Raw genomic sequence first — 26,121 nt, 5'->3', positions numbered from 1 at the left:
TCAGCGCACCAGGTAGAGGACGGGGTAGAGGAAGACCCAGATGACGTCCACCAGGTGCCAATAGAGGCCCACCACCTCCACGCCTGCGGCCCCGCGCGGCAGGGCCAGGCTGCGACGATGGACACGCCAGGCCAGGCCGGCCAGCAGGACCACGCCCACCGTCACGTGCGCGGCGTGCAGCGCCGTCGCGACCAGATAGAGGTCCATGAACAGGTGGGCCGGCGGGCTCTCGAATGCCTCGGCCGGGGTGAAGGCCGGCAGCAACTGTTCGCGGATTTCCATCCCGTATTCCACCGCCTTCAGGGCCAGGAAGCCGAGCCCCAGGCCGGCGGCGGCCAGCAGGCCCACCACGGTGCCCTTGACCTTGCCCATTTCCGCCGCCGCCACGGCCAGGGCCACCGCCAGGCTGGAAGTCAGCAGCACCACGGTGTTGGCCGCCCCGATGCCGTAGTGCAGGCGGCGGGACGCGGCCGCCACCTCCTGCGGGTGCAGCAGGCGCAGGGCCAGCGCCACGGCGAACAGCCCGCCGAACAGCATGATCTCGCTGGCGAGGAACAGGTACATGCCCATCAGCGTGGTGTCACGCTGCCGGCTGGGGGCGGCGTCAGCCATGGGCTGTCTCCCGCTCGGCGTCCGGTTCCACCGGGTACTGGTACGGCGGGCCGTCCACCGTGGGCAACTCATGGAAGTTGTGCTGGGGCGGGGGCGAGGGCACGGTCCATTCCAGCCCGGTGGCGCCCCAAGGATTGGGCGGTGCCTTTTCCCCATGCCGCAGGGAATAGAGCAAATAGGTGAAGGGCAGGAGATAGGCCAGGCCCAGCACGCTGGCCCCCGCCGACGACAGGACGTGCAGCGTCTGGAACTCCGCCGGGTAGACGTGATAGCGCCGGGGCATGCCCAGGTACCCCAGGATGAACTGGGGGAAGAAGGTCAGGTTGAAGCCCAGGAAGATGAAGATGGCCGACAGGCGCCCCCACACCAGGGGCAGCCAGCGCCCCATCATCTTGGGCCACCAGTAATGCAGGGCCCCGAAGTAGGCGGACACCGTGCCGCCCACCATGATGTAGTGAAAATGGGCGATGACGAAATAGGTGTCGTGTACGTGCACGTCCACCGCCAGCATGGCCAGGATCAGGCCGGTCATGCCGCCCACCACGAACAGGCCGATGAAGCTCATGGCGAACAGGAAGGGCGGGTCCAGGGCTATGTGCCCCTTATACAGGGTGGCCGTCCAGTTATAGACCTTGATGCCCGAGGGCACCGCCACCGCGAGGCTGAGGAAGCTGAAGACGGCGCTGGCGTACATGGATTGCCCCGCCACGAACATGTGATGGCCCCAGACCAGGAAGCCGATGATGGCGATGGCGATGGAGGAACCGGCCACGAAGCGGTAGCCGAACACCGGCTTGCGCGCCGCCGCCGTGACCAATTCGCTGATCACGCCCAGGGCCGGCAGCACCATGATGTAAACCGCCGGGTGGCTGTAAAACCAGAACAGGTGCTGGTACAGCAGCGGGTCGCCACCCAGCGCCGGGTTGAAGACGCCGACGCCGAACAGCCGCTCCGCCGCGATCAGCACCAGGGTGATGGACAGGACCGGCGTCGCCAGCACCAGGATCAGCGAGGTGGCATAGATCGACCACACGAACAGCGGCAGCCGGCCCCAGGTCATGCCCGGGCAGCGCAACCGGTGCACCGTAACGATGAAGTTGAGGCCCGTGAGGATGGACGAAAACCCCACCACGAAGATCGCGGTGGCGGCCAGGATGACGTTGCCGTTGGCGAACATGGAGGATAGCGGGGTGTAGAAGGTCCAGCCCGTGTCCACCCCACCCAGCACCAGCACCGCCAGGGTGAACAGCCCGCCCAGCATATAGATGTACCAGCTGAGCAGGTTCAGCCGCGGAAAGGCCAGGTCCCGCGCCCCGATCATCAGCGGCACCAGGAAATTGCCGAAGGTGTTGGGGATGGACGGGATCAGGAAGAACCACACCATGATGACGCCATGCAGGGTGAAGGCGCGGTTGTAGCCTTCGTTGCTCATCAGGTCGGCTTCAGGCGTCAGCAGATCGATGCGGATCAGCGCCGCCGCCGCCCCACCCACGAAGAAGAAGAAGGTGATGGAGAGAAAATAGAGGATGGCGATGCGCTTGTGGTCCGTGGTCAACAGCCAGGACTTCAGGCTGTGGCCATGCTCCAGGTAGCTGACCTCGGTCATGGCGGTCCCCCGTCGTCGCGATCCCTCGGGGGTGGTGGCGCGTTCGCCAGGGACTTGATGTAGGCCACCAGCTTCAGCACATCTTCCTCCCCCAGCACGTTCTGAAAGGTGGGCATGATGGCGGGATAGCCCGCCGCCACCTGGGCCTGTGGCAGCAGGATGCTGTCGCGCAGGTATTGATCGTCCGCGGTCACTACGCTGCCGTCGGCCAGGGGCACCGGGCGCCCGTACAGCCCTTCCAGTGGCGGGGCGTGGACGGTGCCGGCGGAACCATGGCAGCCGCTGCAGCCCCGGGTGCGGAACAGGACGGCCCCTTGCGCCGCCAGCGAACCGTCGGTGCCCATACCCTCCAGCCAACGGGCATAGTCGGCCGGCGTCTGCACCACCAGCCGGCCGCCCATGACGGCATGGTCGGCGCCGCAGAACTGGGCGCAGACCAGGGCGTAGCTGCCGGGTGTGTCGGCGGTGAACCACAGGCGGGTGTAGCGGCCGGGCACCACGTCCTGCTTCAGGCGCAGCGCGGGCACGAACAGGCTGTGGATGACATCCTGGGAGGCCAGGGTGACCTCCACCGGACGGCCGGCCGGCACATGCAGTTCGTTGATTTCCGCCTGGCCGCCCGGGTGCTGGAACTTCCACATCCATTGCTTGCCCACGGCGTTGATCGCCAGCGCCTCGGCCGGCGGCTGGTAGAGATCGATGTACAGACGGGTGGACCAGACATAGAAGGCAAGGGTGGCAAGGAAGGGGATGGCGGCCCACGACACCTCCAGCCAGACGCTGCGGTCGGCGGCATGGGTGCGGTCGGCCGGTTTCCCCCGCCGGTACTTCACCGCGAACCAGGGGATCAGGATGAACACCGGCGCCGACAGCAACACGGCCAGGGCCGCCAATCCCAGGAACAGCGTGTCCACCTGATGCGCGTGGTGCGAGGCCTGGCCGCCCCAGAAGGTCAGCAGCCGGTTCATGACTTCACCAGGCGGCGGTCGCGCCACAGGGACCAGGCGATCCAGCCCCCGCCGCCCAGCGCCACCAGCGCGCCCAGGGTGCGCAGCAGGGTCCAGATCAGGGGGCCGTTACGGCCGGTCATGGGATCGTAGTGGAAGCACAGCAGCAGGATGCGCTGGCCCCAGTCGCCAGCCCGACCCCGTGCCGCCTCGTCCAGCGCCCGTTCCAGCGCGTCGGGTGCGGGCGACAGGCCATAGAGCCAATGGTTCAGCGTCCCGTCCGGACGCAGGATGGCCACCGCCGCCACATGGGCGTACTGCCCGATGCGGTCATCCCAGGCGTAACGGTAGCCCAGGGCGTCGGTCACCGCCCGGATCTGGTCCCGCGCGCCGGTCAGGGCGTGGATGCCGTCGGCGGGCAGGGCCGGGAAGGCGCGGCGCAGGTCGGCTAGGTCGGCGGTGGCATCATCCGGCCCCTCGCGCGGGTCGATACCGAAGGCCACCAGGGTGAAGTCGCGGCCGGGGCGCAGTCTCTGCGCCAGGATGGCCTGGGCCAAGCCCGCCAGGGTGACGCCGCAGATGTTGGGACAGCGATGCAGGACCGGGACCAGGACCAGCGGCTTGCCGTCCGCCAGCCCGCCCAGGCTGACCGCCCGGCCGTCGGCCTCGCGAAAGGTACCATCCAGGGGGATGCGCGCGCCCAGCCTTGGGTCGATGCCCGCCGCCTGGAAGGGGTCGAAGGCCGCCAGCCAGAAGGCGGCGGTGATCAGGGCGAGGGCGCGCGTCATTCCGGCGCCTCCGTGTCCTTGTCGTCCGGGGCTGGCCAACCCTTCCTGGCCAGCAGATCCATGGCCCGGTCGATGGGAATGGTGGCGCGTCCGGCGTCGCGGTCGGCCCAGCCATAGCGGGTGAGGTCGGCCTTCGCTCGCGCCCGCACCTGGGCGCCGCCCAGGTACGGCACCTCATCCAGGGGGACGCCCGCCACGGGGGGCGGGGCGGTGACCGGCGTCGGCCCCCGGCCATGGCCCAGCAGATGAACCAGGCCAGCCACGATGCCCAGCGCCACGGCGACGGAGGCCACCAGGACCGCCGCCGACCACAGCACGACGCGGGGGGACATGTCGCGCGCCTCGGGGGCCCGGGTTTCCGGCGCCGGGCTCATGCCCGCACCTCCCGCCAGCGCAAGCCGACCCAGTTGAGCAGGCCCATTCCCAGCAACGCCAGAACGCCGGCGACCGCTGCGGGCCCCTGGTCGCGGGGCAGGTCGGGCAGTACCAGCCAGGCGGTTTCCAGCACCTTGCCCAGCAGCACGAAGGGCGCCATGCGGGCCAGGGCCAGGCGGCTGCGGCGGATGGGCGGGGAGAACAACAGGAACAGGGGCAGCAGGCCCAGCACGGCCACGGCGTATTCCACCACGGCCCAGGCGCCCTCGCCACGCCGCTGGTACCAGCGCACGCCCGGCGCCAGGTCGGTAGACCAACTGATGAAATAGTGCATAAAGGCGAGATAGGCCCACAGCAGCAGGGCCGTCAGCCATACCCCCGCCAGCACCCCTACGGGCGCCGTCTTGTCCGCCATCACCCGCTGGGGGATCAGCACGGCCAGCGCCGTCACCATCTGGATGGACAGGAGGTAGAGCCCGAAGCCGGAGGAATGGAATTCCGGATCCAGCGACATCAGCCAGTCGGTGGCCACCAGATCCTGGAAGGGAACCAGCAGGATAAGGGTGAGGATGGCCATCGGCACCGCCGGTGGCCGTCGCATCAGCCCCCAGGCCAGCAGTCCGGCCAGGGCGAAAAACAGCGCGCCGCGCAGCCGGAAGGGCCACGACGACAGGTACCAGCCGCGAAAGCCCGCCATGACCTCATCCGCCCAAGGGTACAGCACGCGCGGTGCGATCAGCAGAGGCAGCAGGGCCAGGGCCGCCAAGGCCAGCAGGGGCAGGGCGGCTTCCGCCCCCGGCGCCAGGCCCTGGCGCCAGACGCCGGGGATGAGGCGCATCATGGCCAGCAGGATCAGTGTCGCGATGGGCAGCCCGCTCCAGAAGGCGAAGGCCGCCAGCCACCCGCCGAGCGCCACGGCAGGTTCCACCGCCGCATAGGCCAGCACGCCGCCGCACACCAGCAGGCCGCAGACGGCCGGGAAATAGCGGCGGGCGGTCAAGGCGCCCCTCCATCCAGCCTGGCCCCATCGAGCTTAACCCTGTCCGTGGCCTCCAGCGCATCCGCCGGCGCGTCGCGGCTGAGCTGCAGGGCGCGGATGTACGCGGCGATGGCCCAGCGGTCGGCCGGGGCCACCCGGTCGGCGTAGCTGTACATGACGCCGTGGCCGCTGGTGATGACCTCCACGAAATAGCGGGACGGCGCCTGCACCAGGCGCGGCTCATGCAGGCTGGGCGGGGCCGGGAAACCCCGGGCGGGCACGGCGCCGTGGCCGGTGCCGGCGACGTCATGGCAGGGGCTGCAATAGATGTCATAGCGTTGGCGTCCGCGCGCCAGCAGCGCCGCACTCATGGCCGGGCGGCGGGCCAAGGCGGCGGCGCGGGCGGGGTCGTCCTGCGCCACCGCGCCGGCCGGCGGGGCCTGCATCGCCTTGCCATCTGGGAACAGCCGGCCCGGCCCCGCCGCCTGATAGCGGGGCTGGTGGGTCATCTCATCACAGCCGACAAGCAGGATGATCAGGACCGCGCACAGGGCCAGCAGCAGCAGATATCTCATTCCGGCCCCTCCGTCTGCGGCACGTCCACCACCCGCACGGGCGCCAGATCGCCGAGGAACCGGGCCGCCTCGCCAAAGCGGGCGTCCTCGCCCAGGATCACCAGGAAGAACTTGCCAGTACTGGCCAGGTGGAAATCCGGTATCCCGAACACCGGGTGGTGCAGGCGGGGCAGGCGGTTCAGCACCAGCATGCCCAGGATGGCGCTGAGCACTGCGCCCAGCACCGTCAGCTCGAAGGTGATCAGCAAAGTGGCGGGAAGGGCCACCAGCGGCCGGCCGCCCACGGGAATGGGATAGTCCAGGTTGCTCCACACCTGCAGGCCGAAGCCGGCGGCGGCCCCCATAATGCCGCCGGCCAGGGTCAGCCAGGGGACGCGATTGTCGTGGATGCCCAAAGCCTCCGTCAGGTCGGCCACGGGGAAGGGGGTGTAGGCGTCCAGCCGATGGAAGCCCGCGTCCCTGGCCCGTTTCACGGCATCCACCAGGTGTTCGGCGTCGTCGAATTCCGCCATCACGCCGAAGGGCGGCAGGGGGACCTTACGCTCCGGCATGGCCGCCTCCCTTTTCTTCGCTTTCCTCGAACAGCGCTTCCTTCACCTCGAAGGCGGAGATGACGGGCAGAAAGCGGACGAACACCAGGAAGGGCACCAGGAACACGCCCAGCATGCCGGCGAACAGCGCCACCTCCCAGAAGCTGGGGGTGTAGGGCCGCCAACTCGATGGTACCCAGCTGTGATGCAGGCTGGTGGCCAGCAGCATGAAGCGTTCGCACCACATGCCCACCATGGCGGAAAAGCCGATGAGGAACAGGGCCAGCGGGTGCCGCCGCACCCCCCGCCACCACAGCAGCTGCAGCGGAGCGAAGTTGGCGATGACGGCGCCCCAATAGCTCCAGGCGAACGGCCCGGTCAGCCGGTCGGCCAGCAGGGACAATTCCGGCTTTTCCCCGCCATAGAGGGTGTCGAACACCTCCGCCGCGTAACCGTAGGCGGTCATCAGTCCGGTGGCCAGCAGCAGGCGGCCCAGCATGTCCAGGTGCAGGGGCCGCACCAGATCCTGCAGTCCCAGGGCGCCGCGCAGCACAACCGCGATCATCGAGACGACGGCGAAGCCGGAGAAGGCGGCCCCCAGCACGAAATAAGGCGGGAAGACCGTGGAACTCCATCCCGGCACCGGGCCGGCCGCCAGCAACAGCGAGATTTCCGAATGCACGGAAACCACCAGCGGCACGGCGATCGCGGCCGTCAGGCGATAGGCCTGGCCCCAGCGCGCCCAGTGATGGGCGGACCCGCGCCAGCCCAAGGCGCCCAGACCGTACAGGACCTGGGCCAGGCGGCCGCGGGCCCGGTCCCGCGTGGCGGCCAGGTCCGGCACGATGCCGATGTACCAGAACAGGGCGGAGACGGTGAGGTAGGTCAGGACGGCGAAGAAGTCCCAGGTCAGCGGGCTTTTGAACTGCGGCCACAGCGTCATGCTGTTGGGATAGGGGGCCACCCAGTAGAACAGCCAGGGCCGGCCCAGATGCATCAGCGGGTAGAGGCCGGCGCAGACCACGGCGAACAGAGTCATCGCCTCCGCGAAACGGTTGAGCGAATTGCGCCAATGGACGTTCAGCAACAGCAGCATGGCCGAGATCAGGGTGCCGGCATGGCCAATGCCCAAGAACCAGATGTAGTTGACGATGTCGAAACCCCAGTTGACGGGGATATTCAGGCCCCATACGCCCACGCCGTTCCACAGCAGGACGCCCAGCGCCGTGAAGAAAACGGCCAGCAGGCCGCAGGCCGGCAGGAAGCACAGCCACCAGGCGCGCGGCCGGGGATAGTGCAGGGGGATGCCCGTCACCTCCGCCGTCACGTGGGCGTAGGCGGCGGCCCGTTGGGTGTCGGCCCGTTGGGTGTCCGTCGCGTCCGTCATGCGGGCCCCCCGTCCTTGTCCGTGGGGGCGGGCTCGATGCGGGCGAGGTAGGTGGTGCGCGGCCGCGTCCCGGCCTCGGGCACCAGGCTGTAATTGCGGGGACTGGCCTTTTGGCGGCTGACGGCGGAGGTGGGGTCGGTGACATCCCCGAAGGTGATGGCCTGGGTGGGGCAGGCTTGCTGGCAGGCGGGCACGATGGCGCCGTCCGGGATGGCCTCCCCTTTCAGCTTGGCCTGGATGCGCGCGGCGCTGATGCGCTGGACGCAGTAGGTGCACTTTTCCATGACGCCGCGCTGGCGCACGGTCACGTCCGGATTGCGCTGGGCCTTCACGGATTCAGGCGCGTCGGCGGTATAATCGTACCAGTTGAAGCGGCGCACCTTGTAGGGGCAGTAGGACGAGCAGGTGCGGGTGCCGATGCAGCGGTTGTAGACCTGCAGGTTCAGGCCGTCGTGGCTGTGCACTGCCGCGTTGACGGGGCAGCCCATCTCGCACGGCGCCTGTTCGCAATGCATGCAGGGCACGGGCTGGAAATAGGTGGCAGGTGCCGCCGCGTCGCCCGCGTGGTAGCTGTCGACGCGCAGCCAATGCATCTCGCGCCCCATGGCCACCAGCTCCGCCCCCACCATGGGCACGTTGTTCTCCGCCACGCAGGCGACGACGCAGGCGTTGCAGCCGATGCACAGGTCCAGGTCGATGGCCATGCCCCAGGACGGACGCTCACGCGGCGCATCGGGGTAGAAGCTGGGCGTGGGCTCTTCATGCGGCACCACAGGGTGGTCCGCCGGCACCGTGCGCACGAAGTTCTCGCCCTCCATGGCGTGGTGGCGCTGGGTGCTGGCGATGTCCAGCCGCCGGCCCGTGGCCTCCAGCGACACCGGGCCCGGGGTCAGGGGATAGGCGTCGTGGCCCAGGCCATCCGCCGTCTGGCCGGGCAGGCGCCGGCCATAGCCCAGCGTCAGGGTGATGGTCAGCGCCTGTTGCCCAGGCAGGACCCAGGCGGGACCCATGATGCTGGCGCCACCCACCGCCACCCGCACCTCATCGCCATTCCTCAGGCCGCGCTCGGCCGCCAAATGGGGGCTGATGTGCACGACGTTGCCCCAAGTGACCTTGGTCAGCGGCTTGGGCGTTTCCTGCAGCCAGGCGTTGTTGGCGGACGCGCCGTCCCACAGGGTGGGATCCGGCCGGACCAACAGGGTCAGACCGCCGGAGGATGCCGCCTCGGCGGGCGCGGGTAGGTTGGCGCGAAGCTCGGCAGACTGGGGCGTCACCCAAGCCGGGACGCTGTCGGGAATGAAACCGCGCACCAGCGCGTCGCTCCAACGCCGCTCAAAGTCATCACCCCAGCCGGGACGCCAGGTGGCCTGCACCACCTCCCGATCCGTGGCGCCGCCGCCCATCAGACCGTCCAGCAGGGCGTGGCGGCCGCGCACGTCGTAAAACGGGCGCACCAGCGGCTGGATCAGGCTGGCCGTGCCGTCCACGGCGCGCGCGTCGCCCCAGCTTTCCAGGTCATGGGCCAGGGGCGCATGCCATTGGCAGGCCGTGGCGGTTTCGTCCACCAGCGTGCCGGCATGCAGGCTGAAGGGCACCCGGGCCAGGGCGTCGCGGAACGCGGCGGCCTCGGGGGCGGCATAGGCCGGGTTGGCGTCCAGGACCAGCAGCGCGCGCACCTGGCCCTCGGCCATGTCCCGCAACAGGTCATGCCAAGGCGCGGCTGTCGCTACCAGCGGCCCGGTGAAGCGCAGGCAGCCGCCCAGCGCACCCAGCCGTGTGTTCAGGTCCAAGGCCTGGGCCTGCAGCGCCGGGTCGTGCCAGGGCCCCACGGTGATCAACGAACGGCCGGGATGAGCCAGCAGCGCCGCCCTGGCCTCTTCCGCCCAGCGGGCCTCCTGAGGGCTCAAGTCCGCCGTCTCACCGTGCAGGGCCTGCATCAGGGCCGGCAGCCGCTGCACCCCGGCCACAAGCCGCAGGTCAGCACGGGCGCCGGTCAGGGTGGGGGTCGGTTCCGCCACGAACAGCCGGCAGGGACCCTGGCCGGTCTGGCCGGCCAGGCGACGCCGCGCCCAGCGCCGGGCCAGCGTGGTCTGGGCGGGCCCTGGCCCCAGCGGGTCATCGTCCAGGCACACCACCACGTCCGCCTGATCCAGCAGAGTGTGTGCCTGCAAGGGCTGGCCGAAAGCCAGGCGCGCCGCCTCCAGCCGCGAGGCATCGCCCATCGGGTCCAGCACATGCCAGCGCACCCGGGGCCAGCGTTGGGCCAAAGCCGTGATCTGGCGGACCAGCGTGGGGGAGGTGGTGGGGCCGGTCAGCAGGCGCAGGCCCTCACCCTGGCTGGCGTCCGCCGCCCGCGCCCCTCCACCCAGCGCGGTGTCCAGGGCGGCCCAGGTCGTGGGCTGGTTCCGGCGCCGGGGACCCTGCGAGCGGTCGGGATCGTAAAGATCCAGCAGGGCGGCCTGGGTGAACAGGTCGGTGCCGCCGCCGGTGGCGGGATGGTTGGGATTGCCCTCCAGCTTCACCGGCCGGCCGCTGTGGGTCTTACCCATGACGGGCTGGGCATAGCCGCCCAGGCGCACGGCGGTGGCGTAATGGCGTGCGACGCCCGGCACGTCGCCCTCGGGTGCGGTGACATAGGGCAGGGCCGTTTCATCCGGCCGCCCGTCGCAGCCCGTCAGGCCGGCCAACGCCAGGCTGGCGGCCATAGCCTTCAGCGCAGCGCGGCGGTTCAGGCCGGCGGGCGCCAGCGACGGCAACAGGGCCGGGAACTCAGCCACCACCAGATCACGAAAGGCGGCGGTATCGGCCATGTCCTCCAGGCTGCGCCAGAGGCCGCTGCCGGTACGGCCGCTGAGGGCCTGGATGACGGTATCGCGTGCCGTGCGGTCCATGGGCGTCACCGGTGACACAGGGTGCAGTCGGTCATGCGCTCGGGCTTGATCCCGAACAACGCGGCCTGGTTGGGGCCGTAGTCGGCGTGGCCCTCGCGATCCCAGGCGCGCCAGTCCATGCGCGTTATCTGATCGGGCGGGCGCAGGTGCGGTCCGGGGTCGCGGTGGCAGTCCAGGCACCAGCGCATCTGGAAGGGCTGGGCCCGCATCATCAGGGGCATCTGGTCCACCCGCCCGTGGCAGGTGACGCAGGGCACCCCGCGCGCCACATGGATGCTGTGGTTGAAATAGACGTAGTCCGGCAGGCGGGCCACCCGCTGCCAACGTATGGGGGTGCCGGTGGCCAGGCTTTCCCGCACCGGCGCCAGGGCGGGGGCGCTGGTCCACAGCTGGGAATGGCAGGTCATGCAGGTGTGGGTGGCGGGAAACCCCGCGTGCGGTCCCGTCTCTACCGTCGTGTGGCAATAGCGGCAGTCGATGCCGACGTCGCCCACATGATGCTTGTGGCTGAAGGGCACCGGCTGGTCGCGGACCCAGCCCACGGCGGTGATATAGCTGGATCCGATGGCCCCACCCCACAGCAGACCCGTGACCAAGACGCCCAGCGCCGCCAGCAACACGCCGGCGCGCAGCCAGGTATCGGCGGATGCCGTGAAAATCTGGGGCATGGGGCGGGGATCCCCCCTTATTCGGGTGTTGGGCTTCGGGGATGTGAGCTGAATGAAGGGGAGTTGAACCGAGCCGCCCCCTGAACCGGCGCCCGACCGGTTTGGTTCCGGGCCTGCGGCGTCCTGTCGCGCCTGAGGGCGGACGAGGCTTTGGCGCGGCAGGAACAAGCTCCGGCCTGCGGCGTTCATCCATCTGTAACAATTGTGATGCCGCCAAAGAACGCCATGGACCTGACGCACAAGGTGAAGGCGGGGCTGGATGAACTCCGCATGCTGACCCTGGGCTGCCAGGTCCTGGTGGGCTTCCAGTTCCAGGCCGTCTTCCAGGAGCTGTTCGCCGACCTGCCGGACCATGCCAAGGTGGCCAACATCGCCGGCCTGCTGCTGATGATCCTGGCGGTGGGCCTGTTGATGGCACCGGGCATCCATCACGCCCTTTACGGCGATCACCAGGCGACGCGGGGCGTCGCGCACATGACCAGCCGTATGGCGGACTGGGCCCTGCCGCCCTTCGCCCTGTCCCTGGGCCTGGACGTGCTGATCGGCGCGGAGCAGGTCTACGGCACGGCGGCGGGGGTGGCCGGGGGCCTGGCGTTTGCGGCCCTGGCGCTGGGCGCGTGGCTGGGCTGGGGCCTGCTGGCGCGGTCGCGTCATGGCCGGAAGGAGCGGGAGATGGCCGATCTGCGCGGGGATGAGACCGCCGACGTGGGGCAGAAGATCACCTTCATGATGACGGAGGCGCGGACCATCCTGCCGGGCGCCCAGGCCATGCTGGGCTTTCAGCTGGCCGTGGTCCTGACCAAAGCCTTCGCCGGCCTGTCGCCCCCGGAAAAGGCCCTGCACGCGGCCGCCTTGGGTTGCGTCGCCCTGTCCATCATCCTGCTGATGGCGCCGGCCGCCTATCACCGCCTGGTTTACGCGGGTGAGGCCAGCCCCCGTTTCCTGACAGTGGCCAGCCGCCTGGTCACGGCCGCGACCCTGCCTCTGGGCGCGGGCATGGCAGCCGACGCCGCCGTCACCATTGGCTTCATCCTGGACTCGGCCATGGCCGGCGCCGTGGCCGGCGGGTCGGTCCTGCTGGTCCTGGCGCTGCTGTGGTACGCGCATCCCTGGCGCCTGCTTCGCCGCCGGCTGGTGACCTGAGGCCGGAACCGCCGCGTGCCGCCGCCGGTTATGGCGGCAGCCTTTCCGCGAGCGACCGATGCCGGATCCCACCCAACCCCGCAAGGGCACGCCCAGCCCCCTCCTGGATGAGGGCGAGTTCCGCCGCCGCTTCCTGGCGCCTTTCCAGGATCCCGCCTTCGATGCCCTGTCCGGGGAGCTGGACCGCGTCGCCGCCGCAGCTTGGGACGCCTATAGCCACCATCGCAAGAGCCCGCGCACGCGCAAGGCGGGTCCAGGGTTCCATGATCCGGATTACGATCTGGCGGTGGACTGGATCGCCGCCAGCGACGCCATCCAGGCGGCGCAGCGTCAGCACGACGATCCGGCCGGCCCCAGCCGTTTACTGCTCATCAGCGGCTCATCGCGCAGCGAGCACACCTGCCCGGGCGAAATGTCCAAGTCCCATCGCCTGGTGGATTTGGCGCGATCGGTACTGGAGGGCATGCCGGACACGGTGGTGGAGGTGCTGGAACTGCACCGCTTGGCCGCCGAGTATGGCCGCCACATCCATCCGTGCAAGGCTTGCTTCTCCACCGCCGCCCCGCTCTGCCACTGGCCCTGTTCCTGCTACCCCAATTATTCCCTGGGACAGGCGCAGGACTGGATGAACGAGATCTACCCCATGTGGGTGCGGGCCCATGGGGTGATGATCGTGACGCCGGTCAACTGGTACCAGGTGTCCTCACCGGTGAAGCTCATGATGGACCGCCTGGTTTGCGCCGACGGCGGCAATCCCGACCCCACCCTGACCCAGGGCAAGGACGCCCAGCGGGCCAAGGCGGTGGAGCTGGCGGGCTGGGACTATCCCCGCCACCTGGCCGGCCGTCTGTATTCCGTCATCGTCCATGGCGACGTGGAGGGGGCGGAGAATGTGAGGCGCAGCCTGTCGGACTGGCTGCGCTTCATGCGGCTGGTGCCGGCGGGGCCCCAGGCGGAGCTGGACCGCTACATCGGTTACTGGAAGCCCTACGCCACCAACCACCTGGAGTTGGACGCGGACGAGGCGGTGCAGGAAGAGGTGCGCAACGCCGCCCGCACCCTGGGCCAGGCTGTGACAGCCACGCGCCAGGGGCGCCAGGTCGCCGCCGGCAACGATTTACACCCGCCGCGCCAGAAGTAGACGGCCCAAAAGCCGGCGCCGTTGGCGCTTAACCGTTTGTTCAAGGATTTGTCCTAATTTTCACGGTAGGGATTAACCAATTCGGCTAGCCATTGCGGGATGGCGGCCGTGGTGCGGGGCGCGGTTTCGTTGGGTGCGGGACCAAGCGCCCTAGGACCGTGAGGGGAGACGTCCGATGACCATACGCAAGTTGATCGCATCATGCCTGGGCGGCGTCGCCGTCCTGATGCTGGTGCTGGGCGCCGTGGTGGCGGTGGAGCAATGGCGGGTGGCGGCCGCGGCGGCGGACGCCCAGGGCCTGGCCCGCGTCATGGCAGCGCTGACCCGCATGACGGAGAATCTGGCGGTCGAGCGTGGCCCGACGCTGGTGGCGCTGGGCAGTGCCGATCCGGCGACGCTGGCCCCGGTGAAGGAGCAGCGCGCCAAGTCCGATGCGGTGCGCAAGGCCCTGGCCGATCTGCTGGTCACGGAGGATTTCGACACCAAGGATAGCTTGAAGGCGGTCATGTCCACGCTGGACGGCCGGTTGGCCACCCAGCGCGGCATCGTCGACGCCCTGCTGGCCAAGCCGGTGGCGGACCGTCCGGCGGGCGAGGTCGACACCTACGTCAAGGGCATGTTCGCCATCATGGCGGACCTTGGCGCCGAACTGAATGCCACCGGCCGGTCGCTGCTGCAGCGCGCGCCGGAGGCGGGGCACTATGCCAACATCGCCGTGATGGCCTGGTCCTACCGCGACTATGCCGGTCGCCAATCCTCCATGCTGTTGCAGGCCCTGAACAGTGGCAAGCCTATGAGCCCGCAGGCCACGCGCGACGTTCAGGTCATGCAGGGGCATCTGGACGACCTGGAAGGGCGCCTGGACGGCCAGCTGGCCCTGGCCGGCACGCCCGACAACCTGGTGAAGGCGGCGGAGGCGGCGCGCCAGGGCTATAAGGGCGTCTTCGGCGCCATGCGCGCCAAGGTGCTGGAGGCCAGCGCGGCCGGAACGCCCTATCCCGTCGATGTCACGGAGTACCGAAAGACCAGCGTGCCCCAGCTGGCCGGCATCCTGGGCATCCGCGACGCCGCCATCGCCGAGGCGACCCGCCTGGCCGATGAACAGCATGCCAGCGCCAGCCGGGCCCTGCTGCTGGTCACCCTGCTGCTGCTGGCCGCAGGCGGCGTGCTGGGCGGCATCGTCTGGCTTGTCGGCCGCCGGGTCACCGGTCCGCTGTCGGTGTTGACGCAGGTGGTGATGAAGATCGCCGGCGGCGACCATGACTTGGCCGTCCCCTTGACGGAACGCCGCGACGAGATCGGAGAGATGGCGGGCGCCATCTCGACCTTGCGGGTCAATGCCAAGGAAGCCGATATCCTGGCCGATCGCCAGCGGGAGGAGGAGGCCGCCAAGGAACAGCGCCGCCTGCGCCTGGAAGCGGCGACCCGGGAATTCGCCACCTCCATCGACCAGGTTGTGGAAGGGTTCTCCGGGGCCGAACGTTCGCTGCGCGGGGCGGCGGATAGCCTGACCCTGTCGGCCGGCGACACCATCAGCCTGTCCAACACCGTGGCCGGCGCCGCCGAGGAGACCTCCGCCAACGTGCAGACGGTGGCGGCGGCGGCCGAGGAACTGAACCAGTCCATCAGTGAGATCGCCCGCCAGATGGTGGGCGCCACCACCACCTCCGAGGCGGCGGTGCGCGAAGCCTCGACCACCAAGCAGTCCATCGACGGCCTGGTCAGCGCCGCTCAGCGCATCGGCGACGTGGTGAAACTGATCACCGACATCGCCAGCCAGACCAACCTGCTGGCCCTGAACGCCACCATCGAGGCTGCGCGCGCCGGTGAAGCCGGCAAGGGCTTCGCCGTGGTCGCCAGCGAGGTCAAGGCACTGGCCAACCAGACGGCGAAGGCGACGGAGGAGATCCAGGCCCAGGTGGGCGCCATTCAGGAGGAGACGGCGCGCGCCGCCGCCGCCATCGATGGCATCACCAACACCATCGCCAGCATGAGCCAGATCACCACCGGCGTCGCCTCGGCGGTGGAGCAACAAGGCGCCGCCACGCGGGAGATCGCCCGCAACGTCCAGCAGGCCAGCGTCGGCACGCAAGAGGTGTCGTCCAACATCACCGGCGTGCGCACCGCCGCCGATGAGACGGGCAGCGCCGCGCGCAGCGTGCTCAGCTCCTCCGACGTGCTGGGCCGCGAGGCCGACACCCTGCGCTCGGTGGTCAGCGGCTTTGTCGCCACCATCAAGGCGGCGTGACGGCGGCGGGGGATTGGGCGGGGGATTGGGCAGGGGCGTCGCCGCCAACCGTGGCGGCCCTCTGTCCAGCCCGCGCCATGAGCAGGGCCGCGGCCAGGCTGAAGCCATAACCCCAGAGCAGCCAGGCGCCGGCCAGGCGGCTGACGGTATCGTTGGGCCCGTAAATCCGGGGGAACCAGTTCAGGACCAAGCCGTCGGTGACCATGACCACCGCGCCCACCAGCCCCACGCCCGCCATCAGCTGTTCCGGCGCCAATCCCGCCAGCCGCCGGATGAGGTACACGGCGGTCCAGGCGACCGAGACGGTGCTGGCGAAGTTCAACGGGTTCCAGAAGGGATCGGTCAGAAGCTGGGGCAGGCCGCGCAGGTAGGCCAGTGCCGACAGCCAGAACATACCCCCCAGCACGACCAGAATACCGGCCTGTCGTCCCGTAAACATCCCACACCCCCTTGCGTCACGTCCATTCGCTTGAGAATACGCGCGGGCGGGCCGGTCAGCTCACGCCCATTTCAATGGACAGGCGGATCAGGTCGGCGGTGCGGGCCACGCCCAGCTTGGCCTTGATGGCGGTGCAGGTGTTGGCGATGGTCTTGTAGCCCACGCCCAGTTCGCTGGCGATTTCCGCCAGCGCCCGGCCTTCGCCCAGCAGGCGCAGGATTTCCAGGTCGCGTTCCGTCAGGCGCTGCGCCGGATGGCTGGCGGGCATGCCGTGCACCGCCAGTTCCTGGGCGATCTCATTCTCCACATAGCGGCCGCCCTCGGCCAGGCGGCGGATGGCGGCCAGCAGTTCATCCGGGTCGGCATTCTTGCTCATGTAACCCTTGGCGCCCGCCGCCAGCGCGCGTGAGGCGTACAGCGCTTCGGCATGCATGCTGAATACCAGGACGCAGGCCGTGGGGTCCTCGATCAGCAGGCGCTGCAGCAGTTCCAGCCCACCCACGCCGGGCAGGTTCAGGTCCAGCAGCACGATGTCCGGCCGGTCCTCGCGATAGCGGGCCAGGGCGTCGCGGCCGGTTGCGGCCTCGGCGATGGCGACACCGGGCAGGGGGGCCAGCAGGCGGCGCAGGCCGGAGCGCACAATGGCATGGTCGTCGACAAGCAATAGCTTCATGGGGCCGTCATTCCTGATGCCGTCATCCTGATCACGCCGCTTCCGGGGTCGCCAAGGCCGATATACCGGCGGCCGAAGGCAGCACGGCGTGGACGCGCACGCCGCCTTCCGGCCGGTTTGCCACCGTCAGGCTGCCGCCCAGGGCCGCCACCCGTTCCGCCATGCCGCGCAGGCCATAGCCTGTGCTGGGCGGCGCCTCCGCCGGCAGTCCGTCGCCGTCATCCGCGATGTCGACGGTGATGCCGCTGCCGCAGGACGCCACGCCGACGCTGACGGCCCGGGGCCGGCCGTGTCGGATGGCGTTGCTCAGGCTTTCCTGCACCACCCGGTAAATCGCGGTGTCCCCCGCTTCACCCAGGTGCGGACCGGGCGCCACGGTGACGGCGATGGCCACGTCCGGCCGGCGCGCGCGCCAGAAGGCCGCCAGGTTTTCCAGGGCTGCCCGCAGGCCCAGGTCGCTGAGGCCCGGCGGGCGCAGGCGGGCCAGGATGGCCTTCACCTCCTGCTGCACATGGGCCACGGCCTCGCGGGCGGAGCGGGCCTGGTCGCGCATCGCGGAGTCACCCACGCGCTCCGCCGCCGCCATCAGTGCGGTGACATCGACATTGATGGCGAAGAGATAGGGGCCGACCTCGTCATGCAGGTCGCGGGCGAGATCCGCACGCTCCTCCTCCTGGATGGTCTGCAGTTGCTCGTGCAGGCGGCGGTTGCGCGCCTCCGCCGCCGCCAGGCGCTCGATCATGCGGTTGAAGCCGACGGCCAAGCGGCGCAGCTCCGGCGGCCCCGCCTCCGCCACCGGCCGCGCCGTCTCCATGCCGGTTTCCGCTACCTGGGCGAAGGCCTTGGACAGACGGTCCACGGAGCGCAGCGCCCGGCCCAGCGTCCAATAGACCATGGGCAGCGCCAGCGCGCTGAACAGCAGCATCATGACGGCGTCGTCACCCAGTTCGCCCCACACCTCCGACACCTCGCCTGAGGGATCGGTTTCGAGGCGCAGCCACAGGCCCTGGCCGGAAAAGCCGGGCAGGGGCACCTCGGCGCTCAGTTGCGGCACGTCCAGCGACCGGACGAACCAAGTGGGGGCCGGATGGTCGGGCACGGCCAGGCGGGAACTGGCGACCACCCCGCCGCCCGGCTGGCGCAGGCTGACCTTCAGGTGACGGTCGCCGTTGAAGGCGCCAACCAGCCGGGTCAGCAGGGTGGTGATGTCCTCGTCACTGCGGCTTTCCGGCACCGGCCGACCGGCCAGGTGGGCCAGCGCGCTGCCCACCGTGTGTTGGCCCACGGACAGGGCCGCCTCCATCTCCGTATGTACGGACCGCTCCGCCCGCAGCCAGGCGGCGGCGGCGCCGGTGGCCAGGCTGACCAGCAACAGCAGGGCGATGCTCAAGACCAGGCGGATGCGTAGCGACATGAGGTTGGTTCCCCAATGGCCGGTAAATGTGTGGCCGCCCACCTTCGGACAGCGCCTCCCACCCCTATCTAACAGGCGCTTGGGGGCCAGGTGCAACAACCGCCGTGATATCGGGAATTTTTCCCGGGAAAATCGGGAAGGGGGCCTATGGCCGGGCCCTGGCCTCAGGGCTAGCCTAAGACCAGCTCCATCCCACCGGTGCGTCCCCATAATGAAAAACATCCCGGCCGGCTTGTTGGCTCTGCTCTGCACCACCTGCTCCACCCTGGCCTGTTCCGCCCACGCCCTGGCGGCCGAGCCCGACCCGGCCCCCGATGGCGCCCCGCCGACCTTGAGCGACATCATCGTCATCGGCGTGACCCCCCTGCCGGGCGCCAACGTCCCGCTGGACAAGGTACCGGCCGCTGCCACCACCCTGTCGGCGGATGACTTGGCCCGCCTGCATTCCGTGTCCATCCTGGACGGCATGGCCCAGAGGATGCCGGGGCTGGCGTTGTCGGACACCCAGGGTAACGCCCTGTTCCAGGATGTCCGCTACCACGGCTTCACCGTGTCCCCCCTGCAGGGAACGCCCCAGGGCATCGCCGTCTATCAGAATGGCGTACGCCTGAACGAGGCCTTCGGCGACACGGTGAACTGGGATCTGGCGCCCGAGGTGGCGATCGACCGCCTGACCTTGGCGACCAACAACCCGGCCTATGGGCTGAACGCCCTGGGCGGGGCGGTGACCCTGGAGATGAAGAACGGCTTCACCTTTCAGGGCGCGAATGCAGAGTTGCTGGGCGGCAGCAACGGGCGGATCCAGGGCTCGGCCGAGTTCGGTTGGCAATCGGGGGCCTTCAGTCTTTACCTGGCGGCGGAGGCGGAGAAGGATGATGGCTGGCGCAAGCAGTCGGCCTCCGACGTAGAGCGCTTTTACGCCGACGCCGGCTGGCGCAGCGAAACGGCGGAGGTGCACCTGATCGCCGCCGCCGCGCGATCCAGCCTGGGCGTCGTGGGTCCCACGCCGCTGGAAATGATCCAGGCGGACGAGACCGCCATTTACACTTGGCCGCAGACCACTAAGAACGACAGCGGCATGCTGGCCCTGAACGGCAGGATCGACATCGCCCCCGGCTGGGCCCTGCAGGGCAATGTCTATGGCCGCCATTTCGGGCAGAAGCATGTGGACGGCAACGACAGCGATTTCGAAGGCTGCAGCGCGCGCTCCTCCTACGGCGGCCAGCTATGCCTGGAGGATGACGCCTTCGGTACGCCGGCGGGCGGAAAGACAACTGCTTTCCGCAACCAGTTCGTCATCACCGACCTGGCGGGACACACCTTCGCCTTCGACCGCGACGCCACCTACGGCACCCTGGATCGCAGCGCCACCGACACCACCGCCGTGGGCGGGTCGCTGCAGTTGACCAGCGACCGGCCGCTGATGGGCCTGGGCAACCGCTTCGCCGCCGGCGGCAGCATCGACCACAGCGACATCCGCTTCACCGCCACCACCACGCTGGGCATCATCAACCCCGACCTGTCGGTGAGCACCCAGGGCGGGGAGGCCGACGATGTCCCCGGCGCCGGCCTGATCATCCGCACCCTGGGCAACCTGGGCTACGCCCCCGTCTGGCTGTCCGGCACCACCGACTATTACGGCGCCTACGTCACCGACACGCTGGACCTGACCCCGGCCCTGTCGCTGACCGCCGGTCTGCGCCTGAACGTGGCCGACATCGGCACCCGCGACCGGGGAGGGGCGGCGCCCGAACTGAACAGCGACAACCGCTACACCCACTGGAACCCGCAGGCCGGCCTGACCTATCAGCTCGGCGACGGAGTCAGCGTCTATGGCGGCTATTCCCAGTCCAACCGCGCGCCCACGCCGCTGGAGCTGGACTGTGCCGACCCCCTGCGCCCCTGCCTGCTGGAGAATTCGCTGGTGGCGGATCCGCCGCTGCGCCAGGTGGTGGCCGACACCTACGAGGCCGGCGTCCGCGGGACCCAGGGCATCCTTTCCGGCCGGCTGGACTGGACCGTGGGCCTGTTCCGCACCGAGAGCGACAACGACATCGTGGCACTGGCCAGCAGCATCCAGGGCCGCGGCTATTACACCAACGTTCCCGGGACCCGTCGCCAGGGCGTCGACGCTGGCCTGACCTTCGCCGCCGAACGCTGGCAGGTCTACCTGAACTACAGCTTCGTCGACGCCACCTATCAGTTCGACGGCGTGCTGGCCTCGCCCAACAACCCGCAGGCGGATGACAACGGCACCATCACCGTGCACAGCGGCGACCGCATCCCCGGCATCCCCCGCCACCAGGTGAAGCTGGGCGGCGACGTGATGGTGACCGACGCGTGGAGCGTAGGCGGCGCCGTGCAGTACTACGGCAGCCAGTATCTGGTTGGGGATGACGCCAACCAGAACTCCCAGCTGACGCCCTACTGGACCATGGACCTGCGCACCTCCTACCAGATCCTGTCCAACATCCAGCTGATCGGCGGCGTCAACAATCTGTTCGACCGCCGTTACGCCAGCTACGGCACCTATTTCGATACGGCCGGCGCCAGCGACATCCTGGGCCGCTCGTTGAGCGACGCCCGCACCCTGACCCTGGGTGCGCCGCGCACTTTCTATGGTGGGGTGAAGGTATCGTTCTAAGAGGTTGAATTCATGAAGTTCCCTGTGGGCGACGCGATCATGCCGTCAGGGAAGGGGGACCGGTTCCATCCGCTGCCGGTCCCCCTCTTTTTTACCCGCCGGCCGCCAGGGCCTTGAGTTCTTCCAGCAGCGCCGGCGGCACCTCCAGCCCATGGGTCTGTGCCCGGGCGCGGGCGGCCAGGCGGCGGTCGCCCGGCAGGCGCGCGCCATCCGCGACGATGGCCTGAACCAGTCCCCCCATGCGGCCGGCGAAGTCGGGGCCGCTGAACGCCGCCGGATCGAAGGCGATGATGAGCTGGCCCACGGCGGGGCTGGACCCCTGGGCGTCCAGGAAGGAACTGGCTTGCCAACCGTACCGCCCACCGGCCAGCGCACCGCAGAGGATTTCCACCATCAAGGCCAGCGCCGCCCCCTTGGGGCCGCCAATAGGCGCCAGCGCGCCCTTCAGCGCTGCCGCCGGATCGGTGGTGGGATTGCCATCGGCGTCCACGGCCCAGTCGGCCGGAATGGGTCGCCCGGCTTTTTGCGCCGCCACGATCTTGGATCGGGCGACCAGGGACAGCGCCATGTCGATGACCAGCGGCGCCCGGCCTGCCAGCGGGGCGGCGAAGGCCAGCGGGTTGGTTCCCAGCAAGGCACGACGCCCGCCCGCCGTTGCCATGGCGGCCGGGGTGTTGGACATGACCAGGGCCACCATGCCCTGGTCCGCCAGCCTCTCCACCACCAGGCCCGCTTGGCCGATGTGGTGGGAGGCGTGGATGCCCGCGCCCGCCGTACCCATCTGGCGCGCCAGGGCGGCCACGGCATCCACAGCCATATCCACGGCGGGATAGGCGAAACCACCAGCCGCGTCCACCCGCAGGCTGGCGGCGGCCGTCTGGATCAGGCGTGGTAAAGCTGCGCCGTCAACCTTGCCGGCACGCACCTGGGCGGCATAGGACGGCACGCGGGCCAGACCGTGGCCGGCTTGGCCATCGGCCTCGGCCGCCACCAAGGCGCGGGCCACGCTGCCGGCAGCGGCGGGCAGGGTGCCGCAGGCGGTCAGCGCCCGGACAGTCAGGGTGTGGGCATCGGTGAGCGAGAGAATGGGCATGGCGGCAGCACAGGTTGGGGACGGGCACGGCTGGGCGATAATCCCCAGCTATGCCGCCACCCGGCCCATTTGTCGCCGCCTAACTGCGGGCCGTGGCTATTGCGCCGTCACCCGCCAGACCGTGTTGCCCACGTCGTCGGCGATCAGCAGGGCCCCGGTCTTGTCCACCGCCAGGCCCACAGGGCGGCCGTGGGCCTTGCCGTCCTGGTCCAGGAAGCCCGTGACCACATCCACCGGCTGACCATTGGGCTGGCCGTTGCTGAACGGTATGAAAATCACTTTGTATCCATTTGGAATCTTTCGATTCCAGCTGCCATGCTCACCCACGAAGGCGCCGCCCTGGTAGGTGCCGGGCAGAGTGCTTCCGGTGTAAAAGACCATGCCCAGGGGGGCAACGTGGGTGCTGAGGGCATAGTCCGGCACGATGGCGCGGGCGACCAGATCGGGGCGCTGCGGCTTCACCCGCGGGTCGACGTTCTGACCGTAATAGCTGTAGGGCCACCCGTAGAAGCCGCCATCCTTCACCGAGGTCATGTAGTCCGGCACCAAATTGGGGCCCAGTTCGTCACGCTCGTTCACCACCGCCCACAGGGTGCCGGTCTGCGGTTCCCAGCTCAGGCCGTTGGGATTGCGCAGGCCATCGGCGTAGATGCGCCAGCGGCCGGTGGCGCGGTCCACCTCCCAGATGGCGGCTCGGTTCTTCTCCGCTTCGATGCCGTTTTCGGTGATGTTGCTGTTGGATCCGACCCCAACATAGAGCCGCGTGCCATCCTGGCTGGCCACCAGGCTTTTGGTCCAATGGTGGTCGATGGGGCCGCCGGGCAGGGGCGTCAGGGTGGTGCCCTCCGCCGTGATCTGGGTGTCGCCCTCGGTGTAGGGGTAGCGGATGATGGCGTCGGTGTCGGCCACGTACAGGTCGTTGCCCACCAGGGCCACGCCGAAGGGGGAATTCAGGTGGTCCAGGAACACGCTTTGGGACTCCGGCACGCCGTCGCCGTCGGCATCGCGCAACAAGGTGATGCGATTGCTGTCCTTGGTTTCACCGCCGGACGTGGCCAGCGATTCCACCCAATGCATGATCAGGTCCTTGGGGCGCTTGATGGGTTCACCCTTGGGCGCCACGGATTCGACCACCAGCACGTCGCCATTCGGCAGCACGGTGAGGGATCGGGGATGATGCAGCCCAGTGGCCATGGCCTGGATCTTCAACCCTTGGGCGACGGCCGGCTTCTCGCCATCCTTCCAGCCGACGACCTTGGCCACCTTCATGGGCGGCAGCAGGTATTGCTGCTGCTTGGGCAGGGTGGGGTTGGCGCCGATCTGGGCATTGGGATCCGTGCCCTTGCTGCCGTCGTCGCAGGCGCTCAGGGCAAAGGCGGCCACACTGGCCAGGGCCAGCAGGCGTAGGACATGCCGCTTCATGGCCGCACCTCCACCACCCGGCGGCGGTAGACCAGCACCGACCAGCCGATCCAGTTGCTGGTCAGCACGACGATCAGCACCAGCGCCGACAGGATCAGTCCCTGCGGCACGACGGAGGTCCAGGCGTCGCGGCTGTGCACGAAACAGTTCAGGATGGCCAGGCCCAACGCCACCAGGTTGCCCAGCACATGCGGCCAGATGGGCGCCTGGGTGACGACATAGCGGCGCTGCCCCAGATCCACCAAGCCGGCGACCAGCGCCAGGCACCCCAGCACCACGCCGGCGAACAGCAACCAGGCGGAAAAGTCCGCCCACATCATTTCCGCCGTGCCCCAGTAGGCGACATCGGTGAAGAAGGCGCCGACAAAACAGACGCTGGGGAAGGGGACCAGCATGGGATAAAGGGGGTGGCGCACAACCTCGGTGGTCGTGCTTTCCACGGTGGTCAGGTGCACCGGCGTCCCCTGGACCGTCGATCGCGTGATGTCACTGGGCATGGCCGCTCCTCTCCATAATCTTCCCCGCGCCTTCAACCCCTTAGGCGTCGGCGTGGTTCCGGAGGGCGCGCGGGTGCCGCTTTTGGGTACGCGTAAAAAGAGTATATCTTCGGGATTGGTAATAGCCCGCAGACCGTCATTATCCGCAGGAACGCTCAGATTTTGGCCATTTATCCACTATTAATACGTGCATATCCATAGTGACAAAGCCCGCAAGCGGGGATAAGAGTCGCGCATCGATTTCACCCAGGGGTTGTGAAATGCGCATCATCCCATCTTCGCGGGCCGCCCGTCGTCTGATCGGCACGGCGGCCCTGGCCATCACCACGGCATTCGCCGTCCCGTCCCTGTCCAATGCCGAGGTAAACGCGGAGGCGGCCAAGTCTCCGGGCGGCATCCGCCTCAGTTGGCAGGACTTCGCCAAGGATCCGGCCAAGGTCGCCAGCCTGCGCAAGGCCGTGGCCGTCATGAAATCCCGCAACAGCGCGGACCACACCAGCGCCGTGTACCGCACCAGCTGGGAGTATTGGGCCAACATCCACGGCTATTTCGGCCCGGATTCGCCTTTCGGTACGGTGGCCGAGAACATGCAGGGGCTGCCGCAGCAGTATCTGGTCTATTTCAAGGGCATCCAGGACACGAGCCCGCCGGACCAGGTGGCCAAGGACGTGTGGGCGAATTGCCAGCACGGCACGCCCTGGTTCTTCGCCTGGCACCGCCTGTACCTGCTGTATTTCGAGAAGCAGTTGCAGGCGGCCGCGGGCGACCCGACCTTGCGCTTGCCGTACTGGGACTATAGCAACCCAGCCCAACTGGCCATGCCGGCGGCCTTCATCGACAAGACCTATGTCGACGGTTCCGGCAAGACCCAGCCGAACCCGCTGTACGAAGCCCGTCGCGCGCCCGGCTGGCTGACGGGCAAGGCCACGCTGAACGGCAACTCCACCAATATCAATTCCGCGCTGAAGCTGAAGCAGTTCACTGCCTACCAGAACTATATCGAGGGCAGGGTGCACGGCTATGTCCACTGCACCGTGGGTGTGACCTGCCCGGTGGTGGACATGGGGTCGGTGCCCTATTCCTCCAACGATCCGGTGTTCTGGTCGCATCACGCCAACATAGACCGGATGTGGAGCTGCTGGAGCAACATCAGCGGCCACCAGAACCCGGACACCGACGCCTTCCTGAACCAGCCCTATTCCTTCGTCGACACCAACGGCAAGGAATTCACGGTAACGGTCCGCGACCTGTTCAACGGCACCATCGTCGACTACAAATATGAACAGGAAACGAACTGCGCCCGCGGCGCCGGCGAGACGCTGGTCGCCAGTGCCGGTTCGACGGTCGCGCTGGCCGCCGCGGCGGTGAAGGCCGCCGACCAGCCGCCGAACCCGTTGCCGCCAAACCCTTTGCCGCCCAATGGGGCCCCCAATGCGCCAGCCACCGAAAGCCTGCTTGCGGAGCCCCAGCCATTGAACGCGCCCTCCCAGCCGCTTGCCCTGACCCAGGCCAAGACCAAGGTGAAGATCACCATGCCCCAGGGCGGTGAGAAGGCGCGGTTGCAGGCGTTCGCGCTGGTCCCACAAAACGCGGCGGCCACCGAGACCCATCTGATCCTGGAGGGCATCAGCTACAAGGCGCACCCCGGCACCATGTTCGACGTGTTCCTGGAGAACAGCAAGGACCCCAAGAAGCGGGTGCAGGTGGGCACCATCAGCTTCTTCAGCCTGTCGGGCGCCGCCGCCGCCAAACATGCCGAGCACCAGCCCCCCAAGACCGACGACTTCGACGTCACCGACGCCCTGCGCGAGGTCGCCGGCGGCAAGGCCAGCCTGTCCGATGTGACCGTCAGCTTCGAAGCCACCACCGGCCGCGAGGGCACGGGTGAGAAGCCAACGATGAACGCCGACGCCGGCCTGACGATCCAGAGGATCAGCCTGATGGTGCAGCCGGCGCAGTGATCCTGGACCGCATGAGCTGACGTGCCTGGAAGGGACCGCCGGAAACGGGGTCCCTTCCAATGGCATGAGGTATTTTCCATAAGATTGG

The 26,121-nt window shown here is 68.9% G+C and carries 22 protein-coding genes; 5 read left to right on the top strand and 17 right to left on the bottom strand.

The genetic code is table 11. The annotated features are described in order from the left end of the window. From P5F91_RS02930 to P5F91_RS02880, 11 genes are read right to left on the bottom strand one after another with little or no spacing between them, the layout of a single operon-like run. Positions 1-612, bottom strand: coding sequence for a cytochrome c oxidase subunit 3 (locus tag P5F91_RS02930; RefSeq protein ID WP_277906443.1), 612 nt, complete (start codon positions 610-612; stop codon positions 1-3). Next, positions 605-2,218, bottom strand: coding sequence for a cytochrome c oxidase subunit I (ctaD, locus tag P5F91_RS02925; protein WP_145612541.1), 1,614 nt, complete (start codon positions 2,216-2,218; stop codon positions 605-607). The genes P5F91_RS02930 and ctaD overlap by 8 nt, the downstream gene beginning before the upstream one ends. Next, complete coding sequence (coxB, locus tag P5F91_RS02920) at positions 2,215-3,186, bottom strand: cytochrome c oxidase subunit II (RefSeq protein WP_145612542.1); 972 nt, start codon at positions 3,184-3,186, stop codon at positions 2,215-2,217. Before coxB ends, ctaD begins: the two co-directional genes overlap by 4 nt. Then, positions 3,183-3,953, bottom strand: a complete 771-nt coding sequence (locus P5F91_RS02915) for an SCO family protein (RefSeq protein ID WP_277906442.1) — start codon at positions 3,951-3,953, stop codon at positions 3,183-3,185. The genes coxB and P5F91_RS02915 overlap by 4 nt, the downstream gene beginning before the upstream one ends. Continuing rightward, a complete protein-coding gene (locus P5F91_RS02910; RefSeq protein WP_277906441.1) occupies positions 3,950-4,327 on the bottom strand; it encodes a hypothetical protein in 378 nt (125 codons plus the stop codon). Before P5F91_RS02910 ends, P5F91_RS02915 begins: the two co-directional genes overlap by 4 nt. Continuing rightward, a complete protein-coding gene (locus tag P5F91_RS02905; RefSeq protein WP_277906440.1) occupies positions 4,324-5,328 on the bottom strand; it encodes a hypothetical protein in 1,005 nt (334 codons plus the stop codon). The genes P5F91_RS02910 and P5F91_RS02905 overlap by 4 nt, the downstream gene beginning before the upstream one ends. Continuing rightward, on the bottom strand, positions 5,325-5,882 hold the full coding sequence (locus tag P5F91_RS02900) for a c-type cytochrome (protein ID WP_277906439.1): 558 nt from the start codon (positions 5,880-5,882) through the stop codon (positions 5,325-5,327). The genes P5F91_RS02905 and P5F91_RS02900 overlap by 4 nt, the downstream gene beginning before the upstream one ends. Further along, the gene (locus P5F91_RS02895; RefSeq protein WP_277906438.1) at positions 5,879-6,433 is read right to left on the bottom strand and encodes a DUF3341 domain-containing protein; all 555 of its coding nucleotides are present in this window, start codon (positions 6,431-6,433) and stop codon (positions 5,879-5,881) included. Before P5F91_RS02895 ends, P5F91_RS02900 begins: the two co-directional genes overlap by 4 nt. Further along, positions 6,420-7,799 carry an NrfD/PsrC family molybdoenzyme membrane anchor subunit gene (gene nrfD / locus P5F91_RS02890; RefSeq protein ID WP_145612548.1) on the bottom strand — a complete coding sequence of 460 codons (1,380 nt, stop codon included), beginning with the start codon at positions 7,797-7,799 and terminating at the stop codon, positions 6,420-6,422. Before nrfD ends, P5F91_RS02895 begins: the two co-directional genes overlap by 14 nt. Beyond that, on the bottom strand, positions 7,796-10,690 hold the full coding sequence (locus P5F91_RS02885; protein ID WP_145612549.1) for a TAT-variant-translocated molybdopterin oxidoreductase: 2,895 nt from the start codon (positions 10,688-10,690) through the stop codon (positions 7,796-7,798). Before P5F91_RS02885 ends, nrfD begins: the two co-directional genes overlap by 4 nt. 5 nt (positions 10,691-10,695) lie before the next feature. Further along, positions 10,696-11,358, bottom strand: coding sequence for a cytochrome c3 family protein (locus tag P5F91_RS02880; RefSeq protein WP_145612550.1), 663 nt, complete (start codon positions 11,356-11,358; stop codon positions 10,696-10,698). 207 nt (positions 11,359-11,565) lie between these two features. On the opposite strand from P5F91_RS02880, the gene P5F91_RS02875 reads away from it, so the two are divergent. The 3 genes from P5F91_RS02875 to P5F91_RS02865 all read left to right on the top strand — a co-directional run bounded on the left by P5F91_RS02875 (position 11,566) and on the right by P5F91_RS02865 (position 15,890). Further along, the gene (locus tag P5F91_RS02875; protein WP_277906437.1) at positions 11,566-12,501 is read left to right on the top strand and encodes a DUF6328 family protein; all 936 of its coding nucleotides are present in this window, start codon (positions 11,566-11,568) and stop codon (positions 12,499-12,501) included. A gap of 58 nt (positions 12,502-12,559) precedes the next feature. Further along, on the top strand, positions 12,560-13,642 hold the full coding sequence (locus P5F91_RS02870; protein WP_277906436.1) for a flavodoxin family protein: 1,083 nt from the start codon (positions 12,560-12,562) through the stop codon (positions 13,640-13,642). Between the two features lie 175 nt (positions 13,643-13,817). Further along, the gene (locus tag P5F91_RS02865; RefSeq protein ID WP_145612553.1) at positions 13,818-15,890 is read left to right on the top strand and encodes a methyl-accepting chemotaxis protein; all 2,073 of its coding nucleotides are present in this window, start codon (positions 13,818-13,820) and stop codon (positions 15,888-15,890) included. On the opposite strand, the gene P5F91_RS02860 is transcribed toward P5F91_RS02865, so the two are convergent. From P5F91_RS02860 to P5F91_RS02850, 3 genes are read right to left on the bottom strand one after another with little or no spacing between them, the layout of a single operon-like run. Beyond that, a complete protein-coding gene (locus P5F91_RS02860) occupies positions 15,877-16,329 on the bottom strand; it encodes a hypothetical protein (protein ID WP_145612554.1) in 453 nt (150 codons plus the stop codon). The genes P5F91_RS02865 and P5F91_RS02860 overlap by 14 nt on opposite strands. A 55-nt stretch (positions 16,330-16,384) precedes the next feature. Further along, on the bottom strand, positions 16,385-17,002 hold the full coding sequence (locus P5F91_RS02855; protein WP_277906435.1) for a response regulator: 618 nt from the start codon (positions 17,000-17,002) through the stop codon (positions 16,385-16,387). Positions 17,003-17,033: 31 nt separating this feature from the next. Further along, positions 17,034-18,416 (bottom strand): ATP-binding protein, encoded by a 1,383-nt coding sequence (locus tag P5F91_RS02850; protein WP_277906434.1) that lies wholly within the window; start codon positions 18,414-18,416, stop codon positions 17,034-17,036. A gap of 211 nt (positions 18,417-18,627) precedes the next feature. Here P5F91_RS02850 and P5F91_RS02845 point away from each other — a divergent pair, with 211 nt between their 5' ends. Beyond that, on the top strand, positions 18,628-21,060 hold the full coding sequence (locus P5F91_RS02845; protein ID WP_277906433.1) for a TonB-dependent receptor: 2,433 nt from the start codon (positions 18,628-18,630) through the stop codon (positions 21,058-21,060). A 91-nt stretch (positions 21,061-21,151) separates the two neighbouring features. Here the strand turns inward: P5F91_RS02845 and P5F91_RS02840 are convergent, their stop codons facing one another. From P5F91_RS02840 to P5F91_RS02830, 3 genes are all read right to left on the bottom strand, one after another. Next, positions 21,152-22,153: an Ldh family oxidoreductase gene (locus P5F91_RS02840; protein WP_277906432.1), complete on the bottom strand. Its 1,002-nt coding sequence runs from the start codon at positions 22,151-22,153 to the stop codon at positions 21,152-21,154. A 96-nt stretch (positions 22,154-22,249) separates the two neighbouring features. Beyond that, on the bottom strand, positions 22,250-23,575 hold the full coding sequence (locus tag P5F91_RS02835; RefSeq protein WP_277906431.1) for a PQQ-dependent sugar dehydrogenase: 1,326 nt from the start codon (positions 23,573-23,575) through the stop codon (positions 22,250-22,252). After that, complete coding sequence (locus P5F91_RS02830) at positions 23,572-24,072, bottom strand: DUF2231 domain-containing protein (protein ID WP_211107037.1); 501 nt, start codon at positions 24,070-24,072, stop codon at positions 23,572-23,574. The genes P5F91_RS02835 and P5F91_RS02830 overlap by 4 nt, the downstream gene beginning before the upstream one ends. 260 nt (positions 24,073-24,332) lie before the next feature. Here P5F91_RS02830 and P5F91_RS02825 point away from each other — a divergent pair, with 260 nt between their 5' ends. Then, positions 24,333-26,033, top strand: a complete 1,701-nt coding sequence (locus P5F91_RS02825) for a tyrosinase family protein (protein ID WP_277906430.1) — start codon at positions 24,333-24,335, stop codon at positions 26,031-26,033. Positions 26,034-26,121 lie beyond the last annotated feature (88 nt).

Source organism: Nitrospirillum amazonense, assembly GCF_029594735.1.
GTDB lineage: Bacteria > Pseudomonadota > Alphaproteobacteria > Azospirillales > Azospirillaceae > Nitrospirillum > Nitrospirillum amazonense.
Note: the sequence above shows the minus strand (reverse complement) of the source record. Positions and strands in the feature narration are given on the sequence as shown.

What these genes read in the sequence shown, in the direction of transcription:
- P5F91_RS02840 (WP_277906432.1), bottom strand. Translation starts at nt 22,153, where the DNA reads ATGCCCATTCTCTCGCTCACCGATGCCCACACCCTGACTGTCCGGGCG.
- P5F91_RS02845 (WP_277906433.1), top strand. Translation starts at nt 18,628, where the DNA reads ATGAAAAACATCCCGGCCGGCTTGTTGGCTCTGCTCTGCACCACCTGC.
- P5F91_RS02865 (WP_145612553.1), top strand. Translation starts at nt 13,818, where the DNA reads ATGACCATACGCAAGTTGATCGCATCATGCCTGGGCGGCGTCGCCGTC.
- P5F91_RS02915 (WP_277906442.1), bottom strand. Translation starts at nt 3,953, where the DNA reads ATGACGCGCGCCCTCGCCCTGATCACCGCCGCCTTCTGGCTGGCGGCC.
- nrfD (WP_145612548.1), bottom strand. Translation starts at nt 7,799, where the DNA reads ATGACGGACGCGACGGACACCCAACGGGCCGACACCCAACGGGCCGCC.
- P5F91_RS02900 (WP_277906439.1), bottom strand. Translation starts at nt 5,882, where the DNA reads ATGAGATATCTGCTGCTGCTGGCCCTGTGCGCGGTCCTGATCATCCTG.
- P5F91_RS02880 (WP_145612550.1), bottom strand. Translation starts at nt 11,358, where the DNA reads ATGCCCCAGATTTTCACGGCATCCGCCGATACCTGGCTGCGCGCCGGC.
- P5F91_RS02855 (WP_277906435.1), bottom strand. Translation starts at nt 17,002, where the DNA reads ATGAAGCTATTGCTTGTCGACGACCATGCCATTGTGCGCTCCGGCCTG.
- coxB (WP_145612542.1), bottom strand. Translation starts at nt 3,186, where the DNA reads ATGAACCGGCTGCTGACCTTCTGGGGCGGCCAGGCCTCGCACCACGCG.
- P5F91_RS02835 (WP_277906431.1), bottom strand. Translation starts at nt 23,575, where the DNA reads ATGAAGCGGCATGTCCTACGCCTGCTGGCCCTGGCCAGTGTGGCCGCC.
- P5F91_RS02850 (WP_277906434.1), bottom strand. Translation starts at nt 18,416, where the DNA reads ATGTCGCTACGCATCCGCCTGGTCTTGAGCATCGCCCTGCTGTTGCTG.
- P5F91_RS02825 (WP_277906430.1), top strand. Translation starts at nt 24,333, where the DNA reads ATGCGCATCATCCCATCTTCGCGGGCCGCCCGTCGTCTGATCGGCACG.
- P5F91_RS02885 (WP_145612549.1), bottom strand. Translation starts at nt 10,690, where the DNA reads ATGGACCGCACGGCACGCGATACCGTCATCCAGGCCCTCAGCGGCCGT.
- P5F91_RS02860 (WP_145612554.1), bottom strand. Translation starts at nt 16,329, where the DNA reads ATGTTTACGGGACGACAGGCCGGTATTCTGGTCGTGCTGGGGGGTATG.
- P5F91_RS02830 (WP_211107037.1), bottom strand. Translation starts at nt 24,072, where the DNA reads ATGCCCAGTGACATCACGCGATCGACGGTCCAGGGGACGCCGGTGCAC.
- P5F91_RS02875 (WP_277906437.1), top strand. Translation starts at nt 11,566, where the DNA reads ATGCCGCCAAAGAACGCCATGGACCTGACGCACAAGGTGAAGGCGGGG.
- P5F91_RS02930 (WP_277906443.1), bottom strand. Translation starts at nt 612, where the DNA reads ATGGCTGACGCCGCCCCCAGCCGGCAGCGTGACACCACGCTGATGGGC.
- ctaD (WP_145612541.1), bottom strand. Translation starts at nt 2,218, where the DNA reads ATGACCGAGGTCAGCTACCTGGAGCATGGCCACAGCCTGAAGTCCTGG.
- P5F91_RS02870 (WP_277906436.1), top strand. Translation starts at nt 12,560, where the DNA reads ATGCCGGATCCCACCCAACCCCGCAAGGGCACGCCCAGCCCCCTCCTG.
- P5F91_RS02910 (WP_277906441.1), bottom strand. Translation starts at nt 4,327, where the DNA reads ATGAGCCCGGCGCCGGAAACCCGGGCCCCCGAGGCGCGCGACATGTCC.
- P5F91_RS02895 (WP_277906438.1), bottom strand. Translation starts at nt 6,433, where the DNA reads ATGCCGGAGCGTAAGGTCCCCCTGCCGCCCTTCGGCGTGATGGCGGAA.